Genomic DNA, 22,151 nt, shown 5'->3' with positions numbered 1-22,151 from the left:
AGAAAACTCGATTAGCTAATAATCGCCTCATCAGTGAGCGCGCTTTCTTTGGTCACTCGTAGTACCTCTTCTAATGTGGTACGCCCTTCTATGACCTTGCGCAGACCGTCAGCACGAATCGATGGCGTCTGCAAACGTGCGTACTCTTCTAGCTCGTACTCAGCGGTATTGCTATGAATCATGCGCCGTAGCGTGTCATCAATGGGCACAACTTCATATATCGCCGTACGCCCTTTAAAACCTGATTGATTGCATTTATCGCAGCCAATCGGTTTGGGTAATTGAATAGCGCTATCCGCTCCCTTCTGAATCTCCACACCAATCTCTGTAAACAATTTGGCTTGCTCCGTGTCAGCTACTTGCCAGCCATGACAGTGTGAGCACAAAGTACGCACCAAACGCTGAGCTACCACGCCAATCAAGGATGACGATAATAAAAATGGCTCAACACCCATATCCTGCAAGCGAGTAACCGCGCCAATGGCCGTATTGGTGTGCAGCGTTGATAATACCAAATGTCCTGTTAATGACGCTTGTACGGCGATTTCTGCGGTTTCAAGATCACGAATCTCACCCACCATCACCACATCTGGATCTTGACGCAGCATCGCGCGCAGACTTTTGGCAAAGGTCATATCGACTTTATTATTGACCTGCGTTTGCCCGATACCATCAAGCTGAAACTCGATTGGATCTTCAGCGGTCAAGATATTACGGGTTTGATCGTTTAAATCCGTCAATGCCGAATAAAGCGTCGTGGTTTTGCCTGAGCCTGTCGGCCCTGTCACCAAAATGATGCCATGTGGACGATGAATCAAACGTTTAAGCTCACTATAGTCATTATCAGATAATCCCAAATAGGTCATATTGAGACGGCCTGCTTGCTTGTCTAATAAACGCATCACGACTCGCTCACCAAAGCTTGACGGCAGTGTAGAGACTCGCACATCGACCTCACGCCCAGCCAATCTCAAACTGATGCGCCCATCTTGCGGTACGCGCTTTTCAGCGATGTCGAGTCGGGCCATGACTTTGATACGAGAAACCAATAAAGGTGCCAGTTGGCGTTTTGGGGTGATGATTTCTTTTAACTCCCCATCGACACGAAAACGTACCACCAAGCGCTTCTCAAAAGTTTCGATATGAATGTCTGAGGCACTCAAACGTATGGCTTCAGACAACAGCGCATTGATGAGGCGAATAATAGGCGCATCGTCTTGCTGATCCATCAAGTCTTCAGTCTCAGGGACACTGTCTGCCAAACTATCAAGATCAGGATGATCTTCAAGCCCAGCAGCAATATGCTGTGATTCACCCGTGTTACCAGCGTACGCTGCATTCATGCGCCTTTCGAAGTCGTCTGCGTTGACACTTTCGTAAGTGGGCACAGCGCGCACGCCTTGTTGCTGTAAAAAGCGCACCGCTTCATTAATAGCTGACAACGGCGTGGCTTTGGTCAGCAGCAACGTTGGCGGCAGCTCAGGATCGATTGCCAGCATGACCAAGATTTGATGACGTTTTGCGAAACTGTATGGTAATTGCAGCATAAAGACGGCCTGATAAAGGAAAATAACTTTAGAAAAAATCGTGTCCAAGCATCGTATAGTCGATTTATTCTAAAACCGATACAGTGCTACTGAGATAAATGTTGCGCAGCCTCTGTTTAGCCGCACGTAAAGAACATTTATACCAGTAGCACGCAACTATTCACGTATCTATTTTATTTCGACCCAACTATATAAGTAGTGCAAACGCAGTGTGCTTGGCTGGCTAACCCAAAAGAGTGCAAGTAAGATTGCATGAGTTTGTTATAATAGCATTTTGTTTTGAATGAGTATGACTTTATATAGAAGGCGTTGTAACTCCCTCGTTTTCCGCTTTTTTTTAGCATATTCACAAAAAAATTACCGTCAATGCTATTTGAATTTGATAAAAATAAGTTGAGTGCGTCGGTACAGGTAGTCCTTTTTCTAACAGTAGGTTATGATTACCCACAGCGCACATTTTTATCATATTTAGACGGCATATTGTTTGTCTTTTACCTTGCCCGCCCGCTATTAGGATTTTTCGTTATGTCAGAGAACGCTAGCATTATTCAACCGACACCCCTTTTACAAGATACCTTTACTGTAGGCAGTCGTACCTTCTCTTCTAGACTGTTGGTGGGGACGGGCAAATATAAAGACATGACTGAAACGGGTGACGCTATTGCTGCATCAGGAGCAGAGATTGTGACCGTCGCTATTCGTCGCACCAATATTGGACAAAACAGCAATGAGCCCAATTTGCTTGATGTGATTTCACCTGACAAATACACCATTTTACCCAACACAGCTGGCTGCTTTGATGCAGAGACAGCGATTCGTACCTGTAAGCTTGCACGCGAGCTATTGGGCGGGCACAATTTGGTCAAGCTTGAAGTGTTGGGCGACGAAAAGACCCTTTACCCCAATGTGACCGAAACCTTAAAAGCGGCCAAAGTTTTGATTGATGATGGTTTTGAAGTCATGGTGTATACGTCAGATGACCCTATCGTTGCCCAAGAATTAGAGAGCATGGGCTGCGTGGCTATTATGCCGCTTGGTAGCTTGATTGGCTCAGGCCTGGGTCTGCTCAATCGTCACACGCTCAGCCTAATTATTGAAAATGCCAAAGTGCCAGTATTGGTTGATGCAGGCGTGGGTACAGCGTCTGATGCAGCGCTAGCCATGGAGCTGGGTTGTGATGGCGTATTGATGAATTCAGCAATTGCCAATGCCCAAAACCCTGTCATGATGGCTCACGCGATGAAACATGCTATATGGGCAGGCCGTGCCGCCTTTTTGGCAGGGCGCATGCCTATGCGTAAAATGGCAACAGCCAGCTCACCGCAAACTGGCTACTTTTTTCAGTAGAATCGCTCTATTGCGCTAGAGAAAAAAGTAGTTATAAAATAATAATAAAAAAGCGGCATAGTGCTCATTTATATCGAGATGCTTTTTTTAATAACCGTTTGAGGATTGAGTAATGAAGTACTATCAATGATCACTTCTTACTCAATTTATCATCATAAAAGGATTTATTATGCGACTTCTCACCGCAGTTGATCAGTTATTTTTACTTATTGAGTCGCGTAAACAGCCCATGCATGTCGGTGGTTTGTTCTTATTTGAAAGACCAGAATCGGCAGATAGCGATTTTGTTTATCAGCTCGTCAAGCAGATGCAAGAGTCCGATGTGCCACCAAGCTTTCCTTTTAATCAAGTTTTAGAGCATCTGATATTTTGGAAAAAAGACAAAAATTTTGATATTGAGCATCATTTTCATCATGTCGCGCTACCAAGTCCTGGTCGTATTCGCGAGCTGCTCATGTACATTTCAAGAGAGCATGGTCGTCTGCTAGATCGTGCGATGCCGTTATGGGAATGTCACATCATCGAAGGCATTCAGCCAGAAAACGAGCATAGCCCTGAGCGATTTGCATTATATTTTAAGATTCATCATTCACTGGTCGATGGTATTGCCGCCATGCGTCTGGTACAACGCTCTCTCTCGCAATCGCCAGATGAGCCTGTGACGCTGCCTGTCTGGTCATTGATGACGCGCCATCGCAATCAGGTCAACGCCATGCTACCTGCCAAGCGATCTGTACGGCGCATCATCAAAGAGCAAATCTCTACCATCAAGCCTGTCTTTACCGAATTGCTCGACAACTTTAAAAATTATGGCGACGATGGTTACGTCGGTACTTTTGATGCCCCAATGAGCGTGTTGAATACGCGAATTTCAGCCTCACGGCGAATTGCGGCACAATCTTATGACATACAGCGTTTCAACGATATTGCCGAAAGATTAAAAATCAGTAAAAACGATGTCGTACTAGCCGTCTGTGCTGGTGCCATCCGTCAGTATTTGATAGCCATGGATGCGCTACCAAGCAAACCTTTAATTGCCTTTGTGCCCATGTCGCTGCGTACTGACAACAGCATTGCAGGCAATCAGCTGTCATTCGTATTGGCAAACTTAGGCACCCATTTGGATAACCCGCTACGCAGGATTGAACTAATCCACCGTAGTATGAACAATGGCAAACGCCGATTCCGCCGTATGAATCAGGCGCAAGTCATCAACTACAGTGTGATTGCTTATGCGTGGGAAGGAATTAACGTAGCAACGGGGCTGTTCCCCAAAAAGCAAGCTTTCAACCTGATCATCTCCAACGTGCCTGGTTCTGAAAAACCGCTATATTGGAATGGGGCACGCCTACAGTCGTTATACCCCGCGTCTATCGTATTCAATGGTCAAGCAATGAATATCACGTTGGCCAGTTATTTGGATAAGATTGAGTTTTGTATTACCGCTTGCAGCAAAGCCTTGCCGCATGTGCAAGATATGCTGGCACTGATAGAAGCGGAGTTGACGCTGTTAGAGAAGATGAGTAAAGAGCTTGAGTTTCAAGGCATCACGGTTGAAGACACCTGTACCACAAAAACAAAAAAGCTGGCGCCATAGGGAACCAGCTTTTTAGGGGTTGTGCTTTTACTCACATACCAGCGTTCTTAAACACTCGTACTTATAATGCATCGCCCCACGAAGGAACGACCGTTTGCATCAATGGTTTTAACAATTTGACATTACAAGCAAAGATAGAGCCTGAGGTCATAGAGTTGTGCGCGCCAGTATGATCGACCACCACACCGCGTGCTTCGGTTACGATAAGCTCGCCCGCTGCGATATCCCAAGGCTTGATAGACATCTCAAAATAACCGTCAAAGCGGCCAGCCGCCACATAGCACAAATCAAGCGCCGCTGAACCTAAACGACGAATTTGACCGCCCGCTTCAGAAACTTTTTGTAGGCTCTCAAAGTGCTGCTTTGCATAAGAGATTACTTCACCATTGCGCTTACGCTCAAAAGGATGACCAGTCGTAAATAAGCCACCGTCGATGGTTTTGCGTTCGCTCACGCTGATACGGCGCTGATTCAGACGAGCACCTTTACCGCGGCTCGCAGAGAACATCTCATCACGAACTGGATCATAGACAACACCGTGCTGCGTAACACCTTTATGCTGTACTGCGATAGATACACAAAACTGCGGTACACCATGGACAAAGTTCTTAGTGCCATCTAACGGATCAATAATCCAGCACCAATCGGCGTCTTCACCGCGACCTTCTTGCATACCGAACTCTTCACCCAAAAATGAATGATTTGGGTAGCTGGCTTTTAGGGTTTCAATCGTCAGCTCTTCACTGAAGCGATCGATACGCGTCACTAGACCATCAAGTCCTTTAGACTCAATATCTAATTCGATTTTATGACGGTTTTGATGCGCATATAAAATTTCTTTACCAACTTTTTCAGCAGTACGTGCTGCGATGACGACCATGGGTTCCATAAATAACCTATTTGCTTGATGAATGAATATAAAAAATAAGAATAACTCTGTGCCCACAACAGGCCAAACAGCCGCCGCATCACACCACATCTATGCGATTTAAAATCTGTCTTTTATAAATGACAACTTATAAATGACAATCGCATTATACTAGGGCCTGTCCTCATTTTGAAAATGATGATAAAAATGAGATAAATAGACGCTAAACAAGGAAAATAGCGCAGATAATATCGAGATATTAACCAGCTATTTGACACAGTTTAGCAAGATTTAACCATTTTTGGCTCATTTAGATACTTTCGTTCAGAGTGAGGACAGGCCCTGAAATTGTTCGATAAAAACGAAAAAACCATGACGCAAACCAAGCCAATATTTTGGTGGTCACATACACAGCGCAAGTTGTAAAAAAGTCAGCACCTACGGCTAGCAGGTGTTTGCTCTATCGAGCTTTTTTCTGTTAAAACTCATGCTTCAATACGCATGACAAATCTTGAAAATAAAACTATGGTTTACGACAATAGCTGCTTGAGCTGTTTCACCACGCCTTCAACGTCCAAACCGCAGTCAGCAAGCTGCTCTGCTGGTGAGCCGTGGGCAATGAAGCGATCAGGGATACCAATATTGCAAATAGTAGGATGCTGACGTTTAAAAGCAGGCGACTCATTGAGCAAATACTCATTCACCGCACTGCCCGCGCCGCCCATAATCACATGCTCTTCTAATGTCGCAATATGCGTGACCCCTTGTGCCAACAAGGTCTCTAACAATGCCGAATCGAGAGGTTTTACCCAGCGCATATTAACCACCTGCACCTGACAATCTGCTGATACATCCTCGCTAAGAAGGTTTTGGGCGGCTTGCTGAGCGGTTGCCACTGTCGTACCAAACGCCAATAACGCCAGCTTTTTGGACGCCATATCCTTACCAAGGATTGACTCTACCACGGCCTCACCGACGTTATATGTTTGTGCTGGCTGAGTAATGACAGCGCCTGTACCCGTACCGCGAGGATAACGTACCGCTGTGCAGCCTTGGTATTCATAGCAGGTGTTAAGCAGATGGTAGCATTCGTTTTCATCTTTTGGCGCTGCAATCAGCATGTTAGGTACACAGCGTAAGAACGCTAAATCAAACACACCTGCGTGGGTTGCGCCATCTTCGCCAACCAAACCTGCACGATCAATGGCAAACATCACATTTAAGTCTTGTAGTGCCACATCATGAATCAGCTGATCATACCCGCGCTGCAAAAACGTCGAGTAAATCGCTACAATAGGTTTTACGCCTTGTGTTGCCATGCCCGCTGCCAACGTGACGGCATGCTGCTCAGCAATCGCCACATCAAAAAAGCGCTCTGGAAAACGACGCGCAAAGTCGATCATGCCAGAGCCTTCTTCCATCGCAGGCGTGATGGCTAGCAATTTATCATCTGTGACCGCTTTATCACACAAAAACTGCCCAAATACTTGCGAGTATTTCAAAGCAGGTTTCGCCGTCTCTTTTGAAGCTTCTGTAGTCTTGCTCTTCGTGTCAGTTTGCACTTCTACAGGCAACTTACTGATCGCATGATAACCGACTGGGTCCAGCTCAGCTGGCGCAAACCCTTTGCCTTTAGTGGTATAAATATGAATTAAAACAGGGCCTTTTAGCTGCTTGGCAATCGATAAGACGCGCAGCAATTCAGGAATGTCATGACCATCAAAAGGGCCAAAATAGGTAAAGCCAATCGCTTTAAATAAGTTGTCTTCTAGCTGCGGCACATCGCGCATCTCTTTATGACGTTTGCGACGATCAAACGTTTGCATATCGGGGCGACGACATAAGATAGGCTCGCCTGTATCAGAGATATCTACTTGATAACCCGACTCCCAAAGCATTGCTAAATGCCGTGAAAAACCGCCAATAGAGCACGATATCGACATATCGTTGTCATTCAAGATGACCAAGAGATCCGCATCTTGCTGTACCGCGTCGTTCATGGCCTCAAACGCCATACCGCCCGTCATTGCACCATCACCGATAATACAAGCAACGGTTTGCGCTCGGCCTTGATAACGCAGCGCCAGACTCATGCCCAACCCCGCTGAGATAGAGGTTGATGAATGACCAACCCCAAACGTATCATAAGCGGATTCTGCTCGCTCAGGAAAAGCAGTCAAACCATCTTTTGAGCGAATCGTACCAATTTGATCACGGCGTCCCGTTAATACTTTATGCGCATAAGCTTGATGCCCCACATCCCAAACGATCTGGTCTTTTGGTGCGTCTAATAAATAATGTAAGGCGATGGTTAGCTCAACCACTCCCAAATTAGCACCAAAGTGGCCGCCACTTTGTCCTGCTGAATACAATAAAAACAGCCGCAGCTCATCAGCCAACGTGATCAACTGAGCCGTTGTAAAATCATTGAGATCAGAGGGAACAGAGATACTATCAAGCAGCGGCGTTTCAGGACGCACACGCGGAATAACAGTATAAGTTTGCTGTAAATTCGACAGCTGGGCAGCAGAATCAAGCGCTGACGCAGATACGGAATGAGACTGTGGGGAAGAAGGTGACTGCTGCATAAACCGTACGATACCTACCAATCTGCTGATAAGACGTTGTCTTAGCGCATAATGCGGACTAAGCGACGTCAATAATATCTACATCATTATTGATGTAATTGACTATATAATTATTCGGACAACGTGGAACGTGCCTCTTTCAAGTGCCTGTGTTTCTAAGTACCTGTACTTCCAAGTGCCTGTACTTCCAAGTGCCTGTATTTCTAAGTGCTTATGAATACTAAGGTGCTATCTGTGCTGTTTTAACATAAATACACTGCCATCATGGACAGTAATGAATCATAGCTATGATACGTCAACGCTGATGGTTGATATTATGCCTGAATTCATCGGCATCAATATCGGATGTTAGTGACGACATAGTAATGTAAGGACAAAGACTTGTCACTGTATCCGTCAAAATAGTATGGCATAATAGCATTTTTTTTTAATTGTCGCTTTAATCATCGTGCGTCGTTTGTGAACTTTGTGTGTTTTCATCATAACGACAATCAGCACGCTGTCTCTACGAACAGGTTATACTGTTAACCTTATAACTATAATCATGTGTCTTGGAAATAATGTGTCTCGGATCACATGGCTGTCTTAATGTGGTGATCACATACCCTTTACCGACACAATTATCGGATTATGTAGGACATTAATGTCATATCAATTTATTACTAGCGCCAAACTACCGACTCGTCATGGCGAGTTTGATATTCATATCTTTGAAAACGATGACGGTCAAGAGCATGTGATGCTGACCGTTGGTTTGTTTGCAGTCGACCAAAACCAAGATCAAATCTCAGACGTGGGTCAAGATGACACGCCAATAGAGCGACCGCTTCCTTTGATTCGCATTCATTCAGAGTGTCTGACTGGTGATGCTTTTAGCTCCTTAAAATGTGACTGTGGGCCGCAGCTCAATACTGCCATGCAAGCAATACAAGAGACGGGCTGCGGGGCTATTTTGTATTTGCGTCAAGAGGGCCGCGGTATTGGTCTGACCAATAAGATTCGCGCTTATGCCCTTCAAGATCAAGGCCATGATACTTTAGATGCCAATCTCATGTTGGGTCTGCCTGCGGATGCGCGTATCTATGATATGTGCGGCCCGATGCTGGCACATGTGGGTGTCGATGCCGTCAGACTCATTACCAACAATCCAGACAAAGTGGCGTACCTGACTGAACATGGTATTGAGGTTGTGGAACGCGTGCCCTTATTGGTTGGGGTAAATGATATGAACGCTGAGTACCTAGCGACCAAGCGCGACCGCATGGGACACTTGCTAGACAAAGACTTCAATACCGCCCTACACCTCAATAAATAGGCAGAGATGTTATGAGTATGCCAACTTTAGATAATCAGCAAAATCTGACCGCAGCAGATGACGCGGCGACACCTACCAATGATGATATCGTGCGCGTGCGTGAATTTTTAGTCGATTTACAAGCACGTATTTGCCAAGCGTTAGAAGCGCAGGAACGCGCGGGCGGTGGCAATGCAACCTTTGTTCCTGATGATTGGGAGCGCCCTGAAGGCGGCGGCGGACGATCAAGTGTATTAGCAGGTGGCAAAGTCATCGAAAAAGCGGGTGTCATGTTTAGTCATATCCATGTCCACAACTTACCTGCTTCGGCCACTGCTCGTCATCCTCATATTGCTGGTCGTAAAGCACAAGCCATGGGTGTCTCATTGGTGGTTCATCCCACCAACCCAAATGTCCCTACCAGTCATGCCAATGTACGATTGTTTGTCGCAGAAGCCGCAGGCGAAGAGCCGATATGGTGGTTTGGCGGTGGGTTTGATTTGACCCCATTTTATCCGGTGCTCGAAGACTGCATCCATTGGCATCAAGTCTGTCATGATCTTTGTGCGCCTTTTGGTGACAATGTTTATGCAGATTTTAAACAGTGGTGCGATGAGTATTTTCATTTGCGCCATCGTGATGAGCAGCGCGGTATCGGCGGTTTATTCTATGATGATGTCAATACCGACAGTCGCGGCTGGGACTTTGAGACTTGCTTTAATTTTATGCAGGCAGTTGGTAATGGCTATCTTGATGGCATCCTACCAATTTTTGAGCAGCGTAAAAATACCCCTTATACCGATGAGCAGCGTGAGTTTCAACTTTATCGCCGTGGACGCTATGTAGAATACAACCTCGTCTACGATCGTGGTACGTTATTCGGACTGCAAAGCAATGGTCGTATCGAGTCCATACTTGTGAGTATGCCGCCTCTCGCCAGTTGGCATTATCGTCTAGAACCTGCCGAGGGCACTCCTGAGTTTGAATTAACCGATTATTACCTAAAACCGCGTGATTGGTTGGCGTCATAATTCGTGTCACTTTCTGTGGTATAAAAACCACTTTGTATAATCATCATCAACACCAGTATCTTTAACATAAAAAAGGTCAGCCATCATTGCTGGCCTTTTTTATGGCTAATTTTTTTCCATGGCTTGGGCAATCTCGAATATAGTCAGCTCAAAATACTTCTAACCACCCTATCATTGGTATAAATTTTACGAGGATATAACAACTATCTTAACTATTGTTGCGTCAATAATGGTTACAATGACCTATATTTTTTCGAAAAATGATGTAGGAGTGATGGCGCTTCTAGATTAAGTTTAAATGGCATTTTTATAATAATATTTTGACATGAAGCCAGCATTTTATCGCCCGCTTATCATTCGTCAAGTTTAAAGGAGCAATTTATATGGTACAGGTTCATACCAACAAATCATTGAAGTCTGTCATGAGTATGGCATTGATGGCAGCTGCCTTAGGTCTCACTGCCTGTAGCAGCCCAACCGATACTGACGTAAAAGCCCGTCAAGACAGCATGAAAAGCTGGGGTGATGCCATGGGCGTCATGGGTGATATGGTCAAAGCGCCTGATACGTTTGACGCTGCCGTCTTTAAAGAACAAGCCGCCTTTTTAGCAGAAGATTCTTCAACCCCTTGGAGTCACTTTGCAAACCAAGATGCTGCCGGTAACGCCACTGAAGCCGTTTGGTCTAATGCTGATGGTTTTAGTGCTGAGTCTGACAACTTTCAAAAAGCCACGGCGGAGCTAAACGCTGCTGCCCAGACAGCGACCAGTGTTGATGATGTCGCGCCTGCTTTTGGTGAAGTGGGTGCAAGCTGTAAATCTTGTCATACAGAGTTTCGAGCCAAAGCCAACTAAATACTCCTTTACAATCACTAAAAAACCGCTGCATCACATGATGGAGCGGTTTTTGTCATTTTATTTTGTACCAAACAACTTACTCTGATGCAGTCTCATTCACACCTTTATCACGCTTCGTATTTTGCTCATGATGGATGGCACGTTCGTCGTTGATTTTTTTGACAATGGCTGTCACTGATGGATCACTCAAGTCAATCGTCCTAATAGGGAATGGTATGTTCACCCCTGCGGTATCTAGGGCTGTCTTAATCTCAACAATGACCTCATGAATGGAGGCCACTTTGTTGGCTTGCGTACCGTCATCGATAAACCAGCGCACCATCAAATCAATCGTTGAATCACCAAACCCAGTCGCTATGACGCTTGGCTCTGCCTTTTTTGACACACTATCAGCCTTATTAAGGGCTTGGATGATTTCTGCTTTTGCCGCCTCGATATCATCTTCGTAGCCAATGCCAACCGCGACTTGTAAACGGCGCTGCTTATAGGCGGTATTAACCGTCAAAGCTGACGTATACAAATCAGAATTGGGAATCACCACTTGCCGACCATCATAAGTTCGGATGGTTGTGGCACGGATTTTGATGTCTTCAACGGTTCCTTCGTACTCTCCTGATACAATCTGATCGCCGATACGAAATGGCTCTGAGATGAGTAGCAAGATACCGGACAATAAGTTCTGAAAAATATCTTTAAAAGCAAAACCAATCGCCACTGAGCCAATACCAAGTGCCCCAATCAATTTGGCAGGAGTGAATCCTGGCACCGCAATAACCATAGCAATCATCACGCCCACAAAGATAATTAGGGCGCCGCCTACACGTTGAAACACCTTCACCAAGTTCTGATGATGGATGCGATTGCCTAAGAATTTTTGCACCACTTTTTTGAAGATAATCGACAAAAACCAAAAAATCAGGATAACAACGATTGCTGCCACAAAATAAGGAATACGCTCAAGAAAGCCAACCACTATCTCATTTGCTGAGTTGATAATGCTGTGATAGGTCAACGCCTCAGGTGGTACGGTATCGACCACTGTTGACACATTGGCTGCTGTTTCTGCCTCAGAGGTAGGCATATCAACGTTACTCCCTCGATTTGCTTGGTTATTTTGATGGATTTACGTGGTACGTACTGGCTCTATAGATGTGCCAATAAAGGGATGGCTCAGTCCGTTTTTATTTTAACCCATCAATTCGGCTTGTACGATCTCAATCCAGTAGCCATCAATGTCTTTGATAAAGGCAATGCCTTTCATCTTGCCATCTTCTGGACGTTTTTTAAATTCGACATCATTTTTGTCAAACCAAGCCACGGCTTCTTCTAGATTGGGCACACTAAAGCAAATATGACCAAACCCTTGTGGTTCTTGGTTGCCATCATGATAGCTAAAATCCGCTTGGGTTTCGGTGCCATAATTATGAGTCAATTCTAAAATACCGCGCTGACGAAAGGCAAAAATTTCCAAATTGTCACCTGTTGGTAAATTTTCTCGCTCACTCTCTGTAAGCTTGGCCAAAAAATATAAATCAAATCCCATCTCAGGGAATTTTTTTAGGGCAAGCAACGTCATACCGAGCACACCAGTATAAAACGCCAAGGATTTTGCAGGGTCTTTGACTCGTAGCATGGTGTGATTGAACGTAAAGCCTGTGGTTTGAGCGGAGATAGATTGAACGCCTTCGGCCTTAATACTGCTCTCAGGCTGGGCGATGTTTGTTTGATTATTATTGTCGGTCATTGAAGTAGACATAATGGGCTTTATCCTAGTTTTTACAGAATAGAAAGGTGAAAAGCGAGCGAGCCATGTTTGTCACGACTCGCTTGACCCTGTCATCATAATAAAAAATAGACAAAAGATTGAGGGGGTTTTGTAAGAGAATACATTTGGTAGGACTAATATAAAAAAGAGATTAGCTATCTAAGAACCTTACTTTCCCTGTCTCTAAGTCATACTCTGCGCCAACGACAAGCAATTGACCACTATTGGTTAAGTCCTCTAGCGCACGCGAACCATGCTTGAGCTGACTGACGGACATGCGCACATTGGCGCGAATAGAGCGATCAACCAACTCATCAGTATCGACGTCTGGACCATTGGCAGTCGCCAGTTCGTGTAAGTTGTAAACGCTTGGACGAATACGATCGACGATAGATTGCAAGTTAGGAGAGTAGTTTTGTTCAGGGTTGATAAGCGCATCGACGCAGGCCGTGACCGCACCGCATTGTGAATGCCCCAATACAACAACCAGTTTTGTACCAAATTTTTCAGCGGCAAATTCAATCGAGCCAATCTGTGATGGCGCTACGATATTACCCGCAACCCGAATGACAAACAAATCACCCAAGCCTTGGTCGAATACAATCTCAACTGGCACTCGTGCATCCGAACAACCCAAAATAATGGCCAATGGATCTTGGTCTTTGACCAATTCTGGACGTCGCTGCGTCATAGCATCTGTGCTGCTAAGACTGTCAACATAACGTGCATTACCTTCTTTTAAAAGCTCAAGTGCTTCTTGACCTGTGTTTGGGCGTTTATCATTAGGCATGGGAAATCCTTTATTATCAGACAATTAAAATAATGTATGGTTCTAACTTTGCTTTAAGATTCATCTCTCAATATCTTATCGATACGACTTAATAAAGCGTAAAAGCTTGCTATATGGCTGAGCCACCAAGTAATTGTATAGCATCAAACGTCAAAAAATGACAAAAAATTTTGTTTTAATGTCGTTATACACGGATAAGAATACACAATAGTTTATAAGATTTAGGCGCTGTAACATGCTTTAACGTATCAATACGTGCCAGCCACATCACAGATTAAAAGCGTCTTTTCATCATCGATTGTACGGCTTTAACGAACTTGCACTGATTTATATCACGGGTTTGTTATAATACGCAGCAATCAGACGACCACGCTCATGCTCATGCCCTTTATCGATATTGCAGCAATCCATCTTTAGTATTGAACTGGCATATTGGCGGCTTAGGAACAGATACTATGACTAACTCATCTTTGAACCCACATAAAGCCACTGCGCTCGCAGATGCAAGTCCTGTGCTATTGCAACTGACTGGTCTCAAAAAAGTCTATGACCAAACCGAAGTCTTGACTGACATCAACCTTGATATTAGGCATGGTGAGTTTTTGACCTTGCTTGGCCCATCAGGCTGCGGAAAAACCACCTTGCTGCGCTTGATTGCTGGGTTTGAACAGCCAAACGCTGGAGCGATATATTTGGATGGCGCGCAGATGGCAGGGCTACCAGCAGATAAGCGTCCAGTCAATACAGTGTTTCAGCAGTATGCTCTGTTTCCGCATATGACGGTTGCACAAAACGTGGCCTATGGTCTTAAGCTCAAAAAAGTACCCAAAGATGAGATTCAAACTCGCGTGCGTGAGATGCTAGCCATGGTGCAGCTAGAACACTTAGCCAATCGTAAGCCGCAAGATTTATCAGGTGGTCAGCAGCAGCGAGTTGCCATTGCCCGTGCCGTCATCAATCGCCCTAAGCTTTTATTATTAGATGAGCCACTGTCTGCGCTCGATCATAAGCTACGCTTGCAAATGCAATCGGAGTTAAAGCGTTTGCAACGTGAGCTTGGCATTACTTTTGTTTTTGTGACTCATGACCAAGAAGAAGCGCTTTCTATGTCAGATCGCATTGCGGTGATGAAAGACGGTAAGTTCCAACAAATTGGCACACCGATTGAGATTTATGAAACACCGTCTAATTTATTTACTGCCAAATTCATTGGTGAGACCAATCTCTTCAAAGCAGAGGTCAAAGGCGTCTATCCAGATCAGCCCGACCGCGATGGCAAAGTAACCAATGGACGTATCGAAGTCGAGGTCTGTGAGGCACAAGCGCAAGAAGGCCCAACGACCTTGCGCAATTTGCGTCTTCCTGATTTTGCAAATGGCGTGCAAGTGGGCGATATCGTGAACTTATTATTGCGCCCTGAAGATTTACGGATTTATGATCCCAAAGATCTGACGCATACGGGCTTACTGGGTCACGTTATCGAAAGTAATTATAAAGGCAGCACCTTAGATTCGATTATTGAATTGGCGAATGGTCATGTTATCAAAGCGTCTGAGTTTTTTGATGAAGACGATCCAAGCTTTGATTATAAGCTAAATGAGCCAGTCAAAGTCTCATGGGTTGACGGCTGGGAGTGGGTATTGCCAGACGATCCTAATGCTGAGCAAACAGGTGATGGGCGAAATCCGATGGTACAAGAGGATGGCAGCTAATGGCACGTACTAGCTTAAGCAATAAAAGTCCTTTTCGTACGGCGACTCTTTGGCTGATTTGGGGTTGGTTGCTCATCTTTGCACTACTGCCCAATATATTGGTCATCGCGGTCAGTTTTTTGACCCGTGACAGTAGTGCGTTTATCAGTCTGCCGGTCAGCATCGATAGCTATATTCGTATGATGGACCCACTCTATTTTGAGGTCTTTGTCCACTCATTATGGATGGCCAGTATCACAACCATTATTTGTCTATTGCTGGGTTATCCTTTTGCATGGCTGGTATCCAAGGCAAAAGTGCGCTGGCAACCCTTGCTTATGATGCTACTGATTCTGCCGTTTTGGACCAACTCTTTGGTACGGACATATGCCCTCAAATTGCTGTTTGCCAATAATGGTTTGATTAACAAATCCTTATTAGCAATCGGTGTGATCGACGCACCTATTGATATCTTATACACGCAAGGGGCGGTGATTGCCGGTCTCACCTATTTGCTGTTTCCTTTTATGGTATTACCGTTGTATGCGGTTTTTACGGATTTGCGCAACGATATGCTGCTCGCTTCACAAGACTTGGGTGCGTCAAAAACGCAGACCTTTTGGCATGTGGTCCTGCCTTTGACCACGCCTGGGATTATATCGGGCGTACTGTTGGTATTGTTACCTGCGATGGGTATGTTTTATGTGGCCGATATTTTGGGTGGTTCACGCAATCTGCTGGTCGGTAATATCATCAAAAATCAATTTTTGGATGCGCGTGATTGGCCGTTTGGGGCAGCAGCTAGTGTGCTGCTGACAGTGGCGATGGCGGTGCTACTACTGGCTTATCGTGCCAGCAGTCGCCGTATTGGCAAGACTGACTTTAATGAGGTGGCCTGATGTCAAATAATCCATTATCCCACTCACCCATCAAACACAAACGCTCATTCAAGATCGGCAGTATGGCAGCAAAAGGCTATCTGGGACTGATTTACGCATTATTGTATTTACCCATCATTGTCTTGGTTGTGATGTCATTCAATAAGTCAAAAATTGGCTATAACTGGGGCGGGTTTAGCCTAAAGTGGTATGAGTCGCTCTTTAACAATCAAGCCATGCTCGATGCTTTTTGGCATTCTATTGTGCTCGGATTGGTTGCTGCCACCGTTTCAACCTTGATTGGAACCTTGACCGCGCTTGCTCTACATCGGTACAAATTCCGTGGTAAAGGCTTACTTAATGGCCTGCTATTTGTATTGATGATGTCGCCTGAGATTGTGCTTGCCATCTCCTTATTGGCACTGTTTTTATTGATTGGTATGCAGTTAGGCTTTGTGTCACTACTCTTGGCGCACATCACGTTTTGTTTGCCCTTTGTGGTTATCACAGTCTTTGCTCGTTTGAGTAGTTTGGATGAGCGTCTGATGGAAGCGGCACGCGATTTGGGTGCGAATGAATCCACAATGGTACGCACCGTACTGATTCCGGTCATTCTTCCAGCTGTCATGGCTGGTTGGTTGCTTGCCTTTACTTTATCGTTAGATGATGTGGTGGTGTCGACCTTTGTCACAGGCCCCAGCTATGAGATTCTACCCCTACGTATTTACTCGATGGTACGTGTGGGCCTCAAACCAGAAGTCAATGCTATCGGAACGCTGCTACTTGCTGCTTCTTTGGTGCTGGTCATTATCTCACAGCTATTGTTGCGTCGACGCTAACCAATTAAATAGCAGCTATGAGCCATAAGCTTTGAGTGAAAGCCAGCGCTGTATGAATTATAATGAATACTTCTCATCTTAGTGGTCAGGTTATCTTATGTTAGAGCTCCGCCATCTCAATACTTTAACAGCGCTACGAGCACACGGCTCGCTTGCTGCGGCCGCCGATGAGTTACACGTAACTGCTTCTGCTGTCTCACACCAGCTAAAAGAGCTAGAAAATTATTACGATATCAGCCTAGTCAACCGCCGTACCCGCCCACTCACTTTTACACCAGCAGGCAAAATGGTCTTAGCACTGGCAGACAGCATCATGCCGCAGGTGACTCGTACCAAATCCAATCTAAAACGCTTGGCTCATGGTCAAGCGGGCAGATTGCGTCTCGCATCTGAGTGTCACAGTTGTTTTGACTGGCTCATGCCAATACTCAATCATTATCGCCGCGAATGGTCAGATGTGGAGCTGGATTTTGCGACTGGCTTTGAGCCTGAGCCGCATCACTTACTGATGGAGGGGGACATTGATTTACTGATTACCACCAGTAATTTACCGATAGAAGGTATCAGCTATCAGCCCCTATTTGAGTATGAAAGCCGCTTGGTACTCTCACCCACCCATGATCTGGCAGCACAAGACCGTATTGACCCTGACGATTTGGTAGACGAGATATTGATTGCGTATCCAGTGGAAGCGAAGCGTCTCGATATCATTGCCAAATTTATGACCCCCGCGCAAGCAAGCTTTAAGAATATCCGCACAACGGAATTGACCGCCATGCTTATCCAATTGGTTGCAAGTGAGCGCGGTGTGGCTGCCTTGCCCGATTGGGTAGTGGCCGAATATGAGAAAAAAGGCTGGGTGGTCTCACGAAAACTGGGCGATGGCGTACGTTGCCAACTTTACGCTGCCACGCGTACCGCTAGCAAAGATATTGCCTATATGCAAGGATTTGCCAGTTTATTGGCAGGAATTGTAAAGCCAGTTTAATATCCCACTGTTTACTACATTTTTTGATTATAAATATCGTCCGCTTTCTTACGTTATGATAGGCGCTGTGGGAATGATGGTTCCCTAGTGAGGACTTGAATCTTCGGCAGTAGCCCCAATAGTTGCAAAGAATATAGGTTTTTAGAATGCAGCTATGTACATATAAATATACATAGCTAATAGAAATGACTCTAGAATAGCATGGTCTCAACTCTAAATTAATAGTGAGCCAGATATGCAAAGAAACCAACTTTGCTTCTTTAAAAATGCCTTAACTATTACTAGCTTATTGATAGTTGTTAGTGGCTGTAATACAAGCTCTATCAGACATAATGTCATAGCTGAAAAAAATAAAATATCTGACGATCAAGTTACTTCAAAGTCCCCAAAAGATAATTTTAACAAAGACCAAGTAAAACCTCTAGAATATCCTAAGATTGCTTTTTTTGAAGCACATAGACCCAAAAGTGGTGAATCGGTAGGAGGTTATACAGCCACACTAAGTGGTACGTTGAGAGTAAAAGAAAACTGTGTAGTCATTGTTTTAGAAAATGGAAGTGCCGTACAACCTATTTTTGCATCTTACACCGTAGTCTGGAATAATACTAAAAACATCTTAATTTATAATAGTAAACAATATAGAGATGGTGATTATATTAGGTTAGGCGGTGGTTTCATACCCACTACTATAGCTGATACACTAACTAAAAGAACTATTCCAAATTGTCCTGACTCCATACTTTTTCTGGTGAATGGCTAATAGTCACTATCGGCAGTAAAAAGACTCTAACTGGATATCTTCTAAACTGTGAAGCGTCTTTTTTAAGACAGTTAATCCTCTCAAACTTCTACGTCCTAGTCATAAACATACCCCAACAGAACCAGTTATCTTACCCCTCAAACCCATTAATAGACCGCTTAAAATAGACTATCTTTCGGTAACTATTTAAATCAGATCACTAATTAAGCAGGTGATATCGATACAAACTCAAAGCACAATCTTAAAGAAATAAAAACCAAGCGCGGTCGCCAATAACGTCAGTCCAACATGCAGGCCTATTAACATCAAGCCTGATAATAGACGACCGTCATTTATTAAAGCAAAGGTCTCAGCACTAAACGTACTAAACGTGGTTAATCCACCCAAAAACCCAGTAATTACAAACACACGAACGTTATCAGACAGACCACTTCCCATACGCTCAAACCATACCAATGCCAGTCCTATCAGCAGTCCGCCCAAAATATTGGCGCCGAGCGTGCCAAGTGGTATCCAGTTGTGTAGCGCATTAAAACGCGACAACCACGCACGCAAACAAGCACCAAACGCTGCTCCCAAACCAATAGCGAGCCACTGCATAGACGGTTCCTAAATCAAATAATCACTAATAAATGTACAGCCAAATAAAACAACTAGACGGCCGGTAGCTCGGTCATTGGCCAACGAGGCACACAGCTTACCGCCAAACCATCTGACTGCCCAGCTTGCAAGCGCTCATACCCAGCATAAGCAATCATTGCGCCGTTATCAGTACATAAAGCAGGCGGTGCATAATGAACCGTTGCATATATCTTGGTCAGTTCAGCTTCTAGCGTCTCACGCAAATGGGTATTGGCACTGACACCGCCAGCAATCACCAATCGGCTCATCTCTACTTGCTTGAGCGCTTTGACGCATTTTTTTACCAAGGTATCGACCACGGCATGTTGAAAGCTGGCAGCAATATCAGCACGAACTTGTGGGTCGCTATCAGAGCCGTTTCCTGAGCCGCCTGAGCGTGGTGTGTCTTTAATCAAATTATGTACAGCCGTCTTCATACCACTAAACGAAAAGTCCAAACCGCGATGCAGCATGGGACGCGGCAAGTCATAGGCATTCGGATTGCCAGTTTCGGCCAACTTGGCAATATTGGGGCCGCCCGGATACGGTAAGCCAAGCATCTTAGCGGCTTTATCAAAGCACTCCCCTGCGGCATCATCTATCGATTCGCCCAATATCTCATAGCGACCAACCCCGTGAGCTGCGATCAGTAACGTATGTCCACCAGATACCAGAAGCGACACAAAAGGAAATGCAGGCGGATTGGCACCCATCAATGGTGCAAGCAAATGCCCTTCCATATGATGAATGCCAATTGCTGGAATATCTAAACCATACGCCAAGCTACGCCCAAATAAAGCGCCTGTCATCAAAGCCCCAATCAACCCCGGCCCTTTGGTATAGGCAATGGCATCAATCTCATTTTTGTTAATGCCGCATTGTGCCAATAACTCATTCAATAAAGGCACAAGCTTACGTATGTGATCACGACTGGCAAGCTCAGGCACCACACCGCCATAAAGCGCATGCAGCTCTATTTGCGAATACAACACTTGACCGAGCAAGCCTTGATTGTCGCTATCCATCTGCTCACTATCAAAAATCGCAAGCCCTGTCTCATCACACGATGTTTCTAACCCCAATACCTTCATACTTTTGCCTTTATATCGTCTTGTACCGCGTTTTTTGTTTTGTGCCGCTTGCTAATCTGCTAGTAGTAAAAAATGACTGTCATCATCACAGTTATTCAGCCACATACATTCGAACCTACTGACAACAGGTTTGGGCGAGGCATTGACAAAAACGGGCATAAAAAAACCGTCATTGCCAGTCACAATGACGGTCAGTTTAGCAAATTTCAATGGCTGATATACTCTATATATACCGTATCAGCTGACCGATGCCAGCATATAATCAACCGCTGCTTTTACTTGCGCATCCGTGACACCATTGACCGCTTGAGCCGGCATTTTATTAAACCCCTTAGCAGAATGCATATAAAGCGTTTCTTTATCCTTGGTCAGACGCGTCGACCACGCCATTTTGTCACCATATTTGGGCGCATTTAACAATCCTGCATCGTGACATACCTTACAGTTGGACTCATACAAAGCCGCGCCTGCATCCGCAGCCAATACCTCAGGTTCAGCAGACACTGCCTGCGCTGGCTCACTGGTCACAGGAGCAGATTCTGTGTCAGATATAGCCGTGTCAGCCATAGGCTCTGGTGCCGCTTTTGTCACCTCAGCGCTATCGATAGCGTCACTCACCGCAGTCGAGTCTTCAGCAGGCTGATCACTACCGTCATTACCACTATCACGACTACAGGCACTAACTAGCAGTAACGCGCTTATACTGACAATCGATAACGTGAGTGTGTGTGTACCCGATCTCTGTCTCATGCTGACATCTCTATTCGATCATTCATATTGGCTACTTATTGAGGAGCTGCGTCAGTTGTTACTGTATCCGTAGTAGCGGTATTCTCTGTAGTAGCATCAGCGGCAGGAGCTGCATCCGTACTGTCAGTCGCAGTCGCGGTATCAGCTGTGGCTGCTTCTGTCATGGTCGCATCTGTCGTTGCCGCGCCCTCTACTGCTGCCTCACCTTCAGCTGCTGGCATTGGCGCTGCGGCTTCTGGAAAATCCATTTTTTCAGCTTCAGGCGCCTTTGCACGAGCCATTTCAGCTGCTTCATCTACGCGATCTATTGCTAATACTTCATGTGACCCATGTTCACCTTCTTTGTCACTACTACAAGCGCTCACCCCAAAACCAAGCGCGACGATAAGAGCGGTGCTTAGTGCCGTATTCAGTACTGATTGTCTCATTCCAACATCCTCAATAAAATGCATATAAAACGGTTGATAGGCTGATTACTATTTGCAAATATCATAGCATAAAGTCCAGACAAACCGTTATAGACAGTAGGGTTTTTATTATCATTCTATCGGGCCACTCAACCTCGTTTTCCGTTATTTTTCGTGCCTTTGCAAGCCATAATCTAGAGGTTTTATACTACCTATATACGGTTGTAGTATTCATAACCTCATGGCTGCAACTTAATGATAAATAGGGAGTAATCCATTAAAATCATTGACTTTGTTAGTATTTTTGATTAAAATACGTGCCCTTGCACCAATGCGCAAGATTGTCCTAGTTTGAGCTGATGCCTGTAATCTTGAGATATTACGGCTAAATACTAATACACAGCCAAACTAATGCCCTTATATCTCATCCTAATCGAGGAGT

General features: G+C 45.0%; 21 protein-coding genes. 10 read left to right on the top strand and 11 right to left on the bottom strand.

Translation table 11 applies throughout. The features are described from left to right. Positions 1-11: 11 nt before the first annotated feature. The gene (gene gspE, locus CZ794_RS12965; protein WP_373407940.1) at positions 12-1,499 is read right to left on the bottom strand and encodes a type II secretion system ATPase GspE; all 1,488 of its coding nucleotides are present in this window, start codon (positions 1,497-1,499) and stop codon (positions 12-14) included. A 573-nt stretch (positions 1,500-2,072) separates the two neighbouring features. On the opposite strand from gspE, the gene CZ794_RS12960 reads away from it, so the two are divergent. Both CZ794_RS12960 and CZ794_RS12955 read left to right on the top strand, forming a co-directional pair. Next, on the top strand, positions 2,073-2,894 hold the full coding sequence (locus CZ794_RS12960; RefSeq protein ID WP_062843692.1) for a thiazole synthase: 822 nt from the start codon (positions 2,073-2,075) through the stop codon (positions 2,892-2,894). A 169-nt stretch (positions 2,895-3,063) separates the two neighbouring features. Beyond that, positions 3,064-4,491 carry a wax ester/triacylglycerol synthase family O-acyltransferase gene (locus CZ794_RS12955; RefSeq protein ID WP_087042003.1) on the top strand — a complete coding sequence of 476 codons (1,428 nt, stop codon included), beginning with the start codon at positions 3,064-3,066 and terminating at the stop codon, positions 4,489-4,491. A gap of 61 nt (positions 4,492-4,552) precedes the next feature. Here CZ794_RS12955 and CZ794_RS12950 read toward each other — a convergent pair whose 3' ends face one another. Together CZ794_RS12950 and dxs are read right to left on the bottom strand one after the other, a co-directional pair. Then, on the bottom strand, positions 4,553-5,380 hold the full coding sequence (locus CZ794_RS12950) for an inositol monophosphatase family protein (protein WP_087042196.1): 828 nt from the start codon (positions 5,378-5,380) through the stop codon (positions 4,553-4,555). Between the two features lie 509 nt (positions 5,381-5,889). Continuing rightward, complete coding sequence (gene dxs, locus CZ794_RS12945) at positions 5,890-7,947, bottom strand: 1-deoxy-D-xylulose-5-phosphate synthase (RefSeq protein WP_087042002.1); 2,058 nt, start codon at positions 7,945-7,947, stop codon at positions 5,890-5,892. Positions 7,948-8,590: 643 nt separating this feature from the next. Between dxs and ribA the strand changes: the two genes are divergently transcribed. From ribA to CZ794_RS12930, 3 genes are all read left to right on the top strand, one after another. After that, on the top strand, positions 8,591-9,262 hold the full coding sequence (gene ribA, locus CZ794_RS12940; protein WP_087042001.1) for a GTP cyclohydrolase II: 672 nt from the start codon (positions 8,591-8,593) through the stop codon (positions 9,260-9,262). Positions 9,263-9,273: 11 nt separating this feature from the next. Beyond that, a complete protein-coding gene (gene hemF, locus CZ794_RS12935; RefSeq protein WP_087042000.1) occupies positions 9,274-10,272 on the top strand; it encodes an oxygen-dependent coproporphyrinogen oxidase in 999 nt (332 codons plus the stop codon). Positions 10,273-10,655: 383 nt separating this feature from the next. Next, a complete protein-coding gene (locus CZ794_RS12930; protein ID WP_087041999.1) occupies positions 10,656-11,126 on the top strand; it encodes a cytochrome c in 471 nt (156 codons plus the stop codon). Positions 11,127-11,205: 79 nt separating this feature from the next. Here CZ794_RS12930 and CZ794_RS12925 read toward each other — a convergent pair whose 3' ends face one another. The 3 genes from CZ794_RS12925 to CZ794_RS12915 form a co-directional block, all read right to left on the bottom strand. After that, positions 11,206-12,210, bottom strand: coding sequence for a mechanosensitive ion channel family protein (locus CZ794_RS12925; RefSeq protein WP_087041998.1), 1,005 nt, complete (start codon positions 12,208-12,210; stop codon positions 11,206-11,208). 105 nt (positions 12,211-12,315) lie between these two features. Next, positions 12,316-12,885 carry a lactoylglutathione lyase gene (gene gloA / locus CZ794_RS12920; RefSeq protein ID WP_179207315.1) on the bottom strand — a complete coding sequence of 190 codons (570 nt, stop codon included), beginning with the start codon at positions 12,883-12,885 and terminating at the stop codon, positions 12,316-12,318. A gap of 160 nt (positions 12,886-13,045) precedes the next feature. Further along, entirely contained in the window at positions 13,046-13,684 is a 639-nt protein-coding gene (locus CZ794_RS12915) for a carbonic anhydrase (protein ID WP_087041997.1), read from the bottom strand. Positions 13,685-14,139: 455 nt separating this feature from the next. On the opposite strand from CZ794_RS12915, the gene potA reads away from it, so the two are divergent. The 5 genes from potA to CZ794_RS12890 all read left to right on the top strand — a co-directional run bounded on the left by potA (position 14,140) and on the right by CZ794_RS12890 (position 18,840). Next, positions 14,140-15,396 carry a spermidine/putrescine ABC transporter ATP-binding protein PotA gene (gene potA, locus CZ794_RS12910; protein ID WP_087041996.1) on the top strand — a complete coding sequence of 419 codons (1,257 nt, stop codon included), beginning with the start codon at positions 14,140-14,142 and terminating at the stop codon, positions 15,394-15,396. Beyond that, positions 15,396-16,274, top strand: coding sequence for a spermidine/putrescine ABC transporter permease PotB (gene potB / locus CZ794_RS12905; protein WP_087041995.1), 879 nt, complete (start codon positions 15,396-15,398; stop codon positions 16,272-16,274). Before potA ends, potB begins: the two co-directional genes overlap by 1 nt. Before the next feature lie 62 nt (positions 16,275-16,336). Next, positions 16,337-17,092 (top strand): spermidine/putrescine ABC transporter permease PotC, encoded by a 756-nt coding sequence (gene potC, locus CZ794_RS12900; RefSeq protein ID WP_179207325.1) that lies wholly within the window; start codon positions 16,337-16,339, stop codon positions 17,090-17,092. Between the two features lie 97 nt (positions 17,093-17,189). Further along, positions 17,190-18,080 carry a LysR family transcriptional regulator gene (locus tag CZ794_RS12895; protein WP_087041993.1) on the top strand — a complete coding sequence of 297 codons (891 nt, stop codon included), beginning with the start codon at positions 17,190-17,192 and terminating at the stop codon, positions 18,078-18,080. A gap of 235 nt (positions 18,081-18,315) precedes the next feature. After that, a complete protein-coding gene (locus CZ794_RS12890; protein ID WP_087041992.1) occupies positions 18,316-18,840 on the top strand; it encodes a hypothetical protein in 525 nt (174 codons plus the stop codon). Between the two features lie 228 nt (positions 18,841-19,068). On the opposite strand, the gene crcB is transcribed toward CZ794_RS12890, so the two are convergent. The 5 genes from crcB to CZ794_RS12870 are packed head-to-tail and all read right to left on the bottom strand — an operon-like array spanning position 19,069 to position 21,730. Further along, positions 19,069-19,440, bottom strand: a complete 372-nt coding sequence (crcB, locus tag CZ794_RS12885; protein ID WP_087041991.1) for a fluoride efflux transporter CrcB — start codon at positions 19,438-19,440, stop codon at positions 19,069-19,071. Between the two features lie 53 nt (positions 19,441-19,493). Then, a complete protein-coding gene (tsaD, locus tag CZ794_RS12880) occupies positions 19,494-20,552 on the bottom strand; it encodes a tRNA (adenosine(37)-N6)-threonylcarbamoyltransferase complex transferase subunit TsaD (protein WP_087041990.1) in 1,059 nt (352 codons plus the stop codon). 51 nt (positions 20,553-20,603) lie between these two features. Then, positions 20,604-20,762: a hypothetical protein gene (locus CZ794_RS14105; protein WP_179207314.1), complete on the bottom strand. Its 159-nt coding sequence runs from the start codon at positions 20,760-20,762 to the stop codon at positions 20,604-20,606. A gap of 27 nt (positions 20,763-20,789) precedes the next feature. Continuing rightward, a complete protein-coding gene (locus CZ794_RS12875) occupies positions 20,790-21,302 on the bottom strand; it encodes a cytochrome c5 family protein (RefSeq protein WP_087041989.1) in 513 nt (170 codons plus the stop codon). Positions 21,303-21,337: 35 nt separating this feature from the next. Next, the gene (locus tag CZ794_RS12870; RefSeq protein WP_087041988.1) at positions 21,338-21,730 is read right to left on the bottom strand and encodes a hypothetical protein; all 393 of its coding nucleotides are present in this window, start codon (positions 21,728-21,730) and stop codon (positions 21,338-21,340) included. Between the last annotated feature and the right edge of the window lie 421 nt (positions 21,731-22,151).

The organism is Psychrobacter sp. JB385, assembly GCF_900163785.1.
In the GTDB taxonomy this organism is placed as follows: Bacteria; Pseudomonadota; Gammaproteobacteria; order Pseudomonadales; family Moraxellaceae; genus Psychrobacter.
This window is presented reverse-complemented; position numbering and strand designations above follow the sequence as displayed.

Coding starts and splice junctions, on each gene's coding strand:
- potB (WP_087041995.1), top strand. CDS start 15,396: ATGGCACGTACTAGCTTAAGCAATAAAAGTCCTTTTCGTACGGCGACT.
- gloA (WP_179207315.1), bottom strand. CDS start 12,885: ATGTCTACTTCAATGACCGACAATAATAATCAAACAAACATCGCCCAG.
- CZ794_RS12870 (WP_087041988.1), bottom strand. CDS start 21,730: ATGAGACAATCAGTACTGAATACGGCACTAAGCACCGCTCTTATCGTC.
- CZ794_RS12915 (WP_087041997.1), bottom strand. CDS start 13,684: ATGCCTAATGATAAACGCCCAAACACAGGTCAAGAAGCACTTGAGCTT.
- gspE (WP_373407940.1), bottom strand. CDS start 1,499: ATGCTGGCAATCGATCCTGAGCTGCCGCCAACGTTGCTGCTGACCAAA.
- CZ794_RS12960 (WP_062843692.1), top strand. CDS start 2,073: ATGTCAGAGAACGCTAGCATTATTCAACCGACACCCCTTTTACAAGAT.
- CZ794_RS12895 (WP_087041993.1), top strand. CDS start 17,190: ATGTTAGAGCTCCGCCATCTCAATACTTTAACAGCGCTACGAGCACAC.
- CZ794_RS12930 (WP_087041999.1), top strand. CDS start 10,656: ATGGTACAGGTTCATACCAACAAATCATTGAAGTCTGTCATGAGTATG.
- tsaD (WP_087041990.1), bottom strand. CDS start 20,552: ATGAAGGTATTGGGGTTAGAAACATCGTGTGATGAGACAGGGCTTGCG.
- potA (WP_087041996.1), top strand. CDS start 14,140: ATGACTAACTCATCTTTGAACCCACATAAAGCCACTGCGCTCGCAGAT.
- ribA (WP_087042001.1), top strand. CDS start 8,591: ATGTCATATCAATTTATTACTAGCGCCAAACTACCGACTCGTCATGGC.
- potC (WP_179207325.1), top strand. CDS start 16,337: ATGGCAGCAAAAGGCTATCTGGGACTGATTTACGCATTATTGTATTTA.
- dxs (WP_087042002.1), bottom strand. CDS start 7,947: ATGCAGCAGTCACCTTCTTCCCCACAGTCTCATTCCGTATCTGCGTCA.
- CZ794_RS12875 (WP_087041989.1), bottom strand. CDS start 21,302: ATGAGACAGAGATCGGGTACACACACACTCACGTTATCGATTGTCAGT.
- CZ794_RS12925 (WP_087041998.1), bottom strand. CDS start 12,210: ATGCCTACCTCTGAGGCAGAAACAGCAGCCAATGTGTCAACAGTGGTC.
- CZ794_RS12890 (WP_087041992.1), top strand. CDS start 18,316: ATGCAAAGAAACCAACTTTGCTTCTTTAAAAATGCCTTAACTATTACT.
- hemF (WP_087042000.1), top strand. CDS start 9,274: ATGAGTATGCCAACTTTAGATAATCAGCAAAATCTGACCGCAGCAGAT.
- crcB (WP_087041991.1), bottom strand. CDS start 19,440: ATGCAGTGGCTCGCTATTGGTTTGGGAGCAGCGTTTGGTGCTTGTTTG.
- CZ794_RS12950 (WP_087042196.1), bottom strand. CDS start 5,380: ATGGAACCCATGGTCGTCATCGCAGCACGTACTGCTGAAAAAGTTGGT.
- CZ794_RS12955 (WP_087042003.1), top strand. CDS start 3,064: ATGCGACTTCTCACCGCAGTTGATCAGTTATTTTTACTTATTGAGTCG.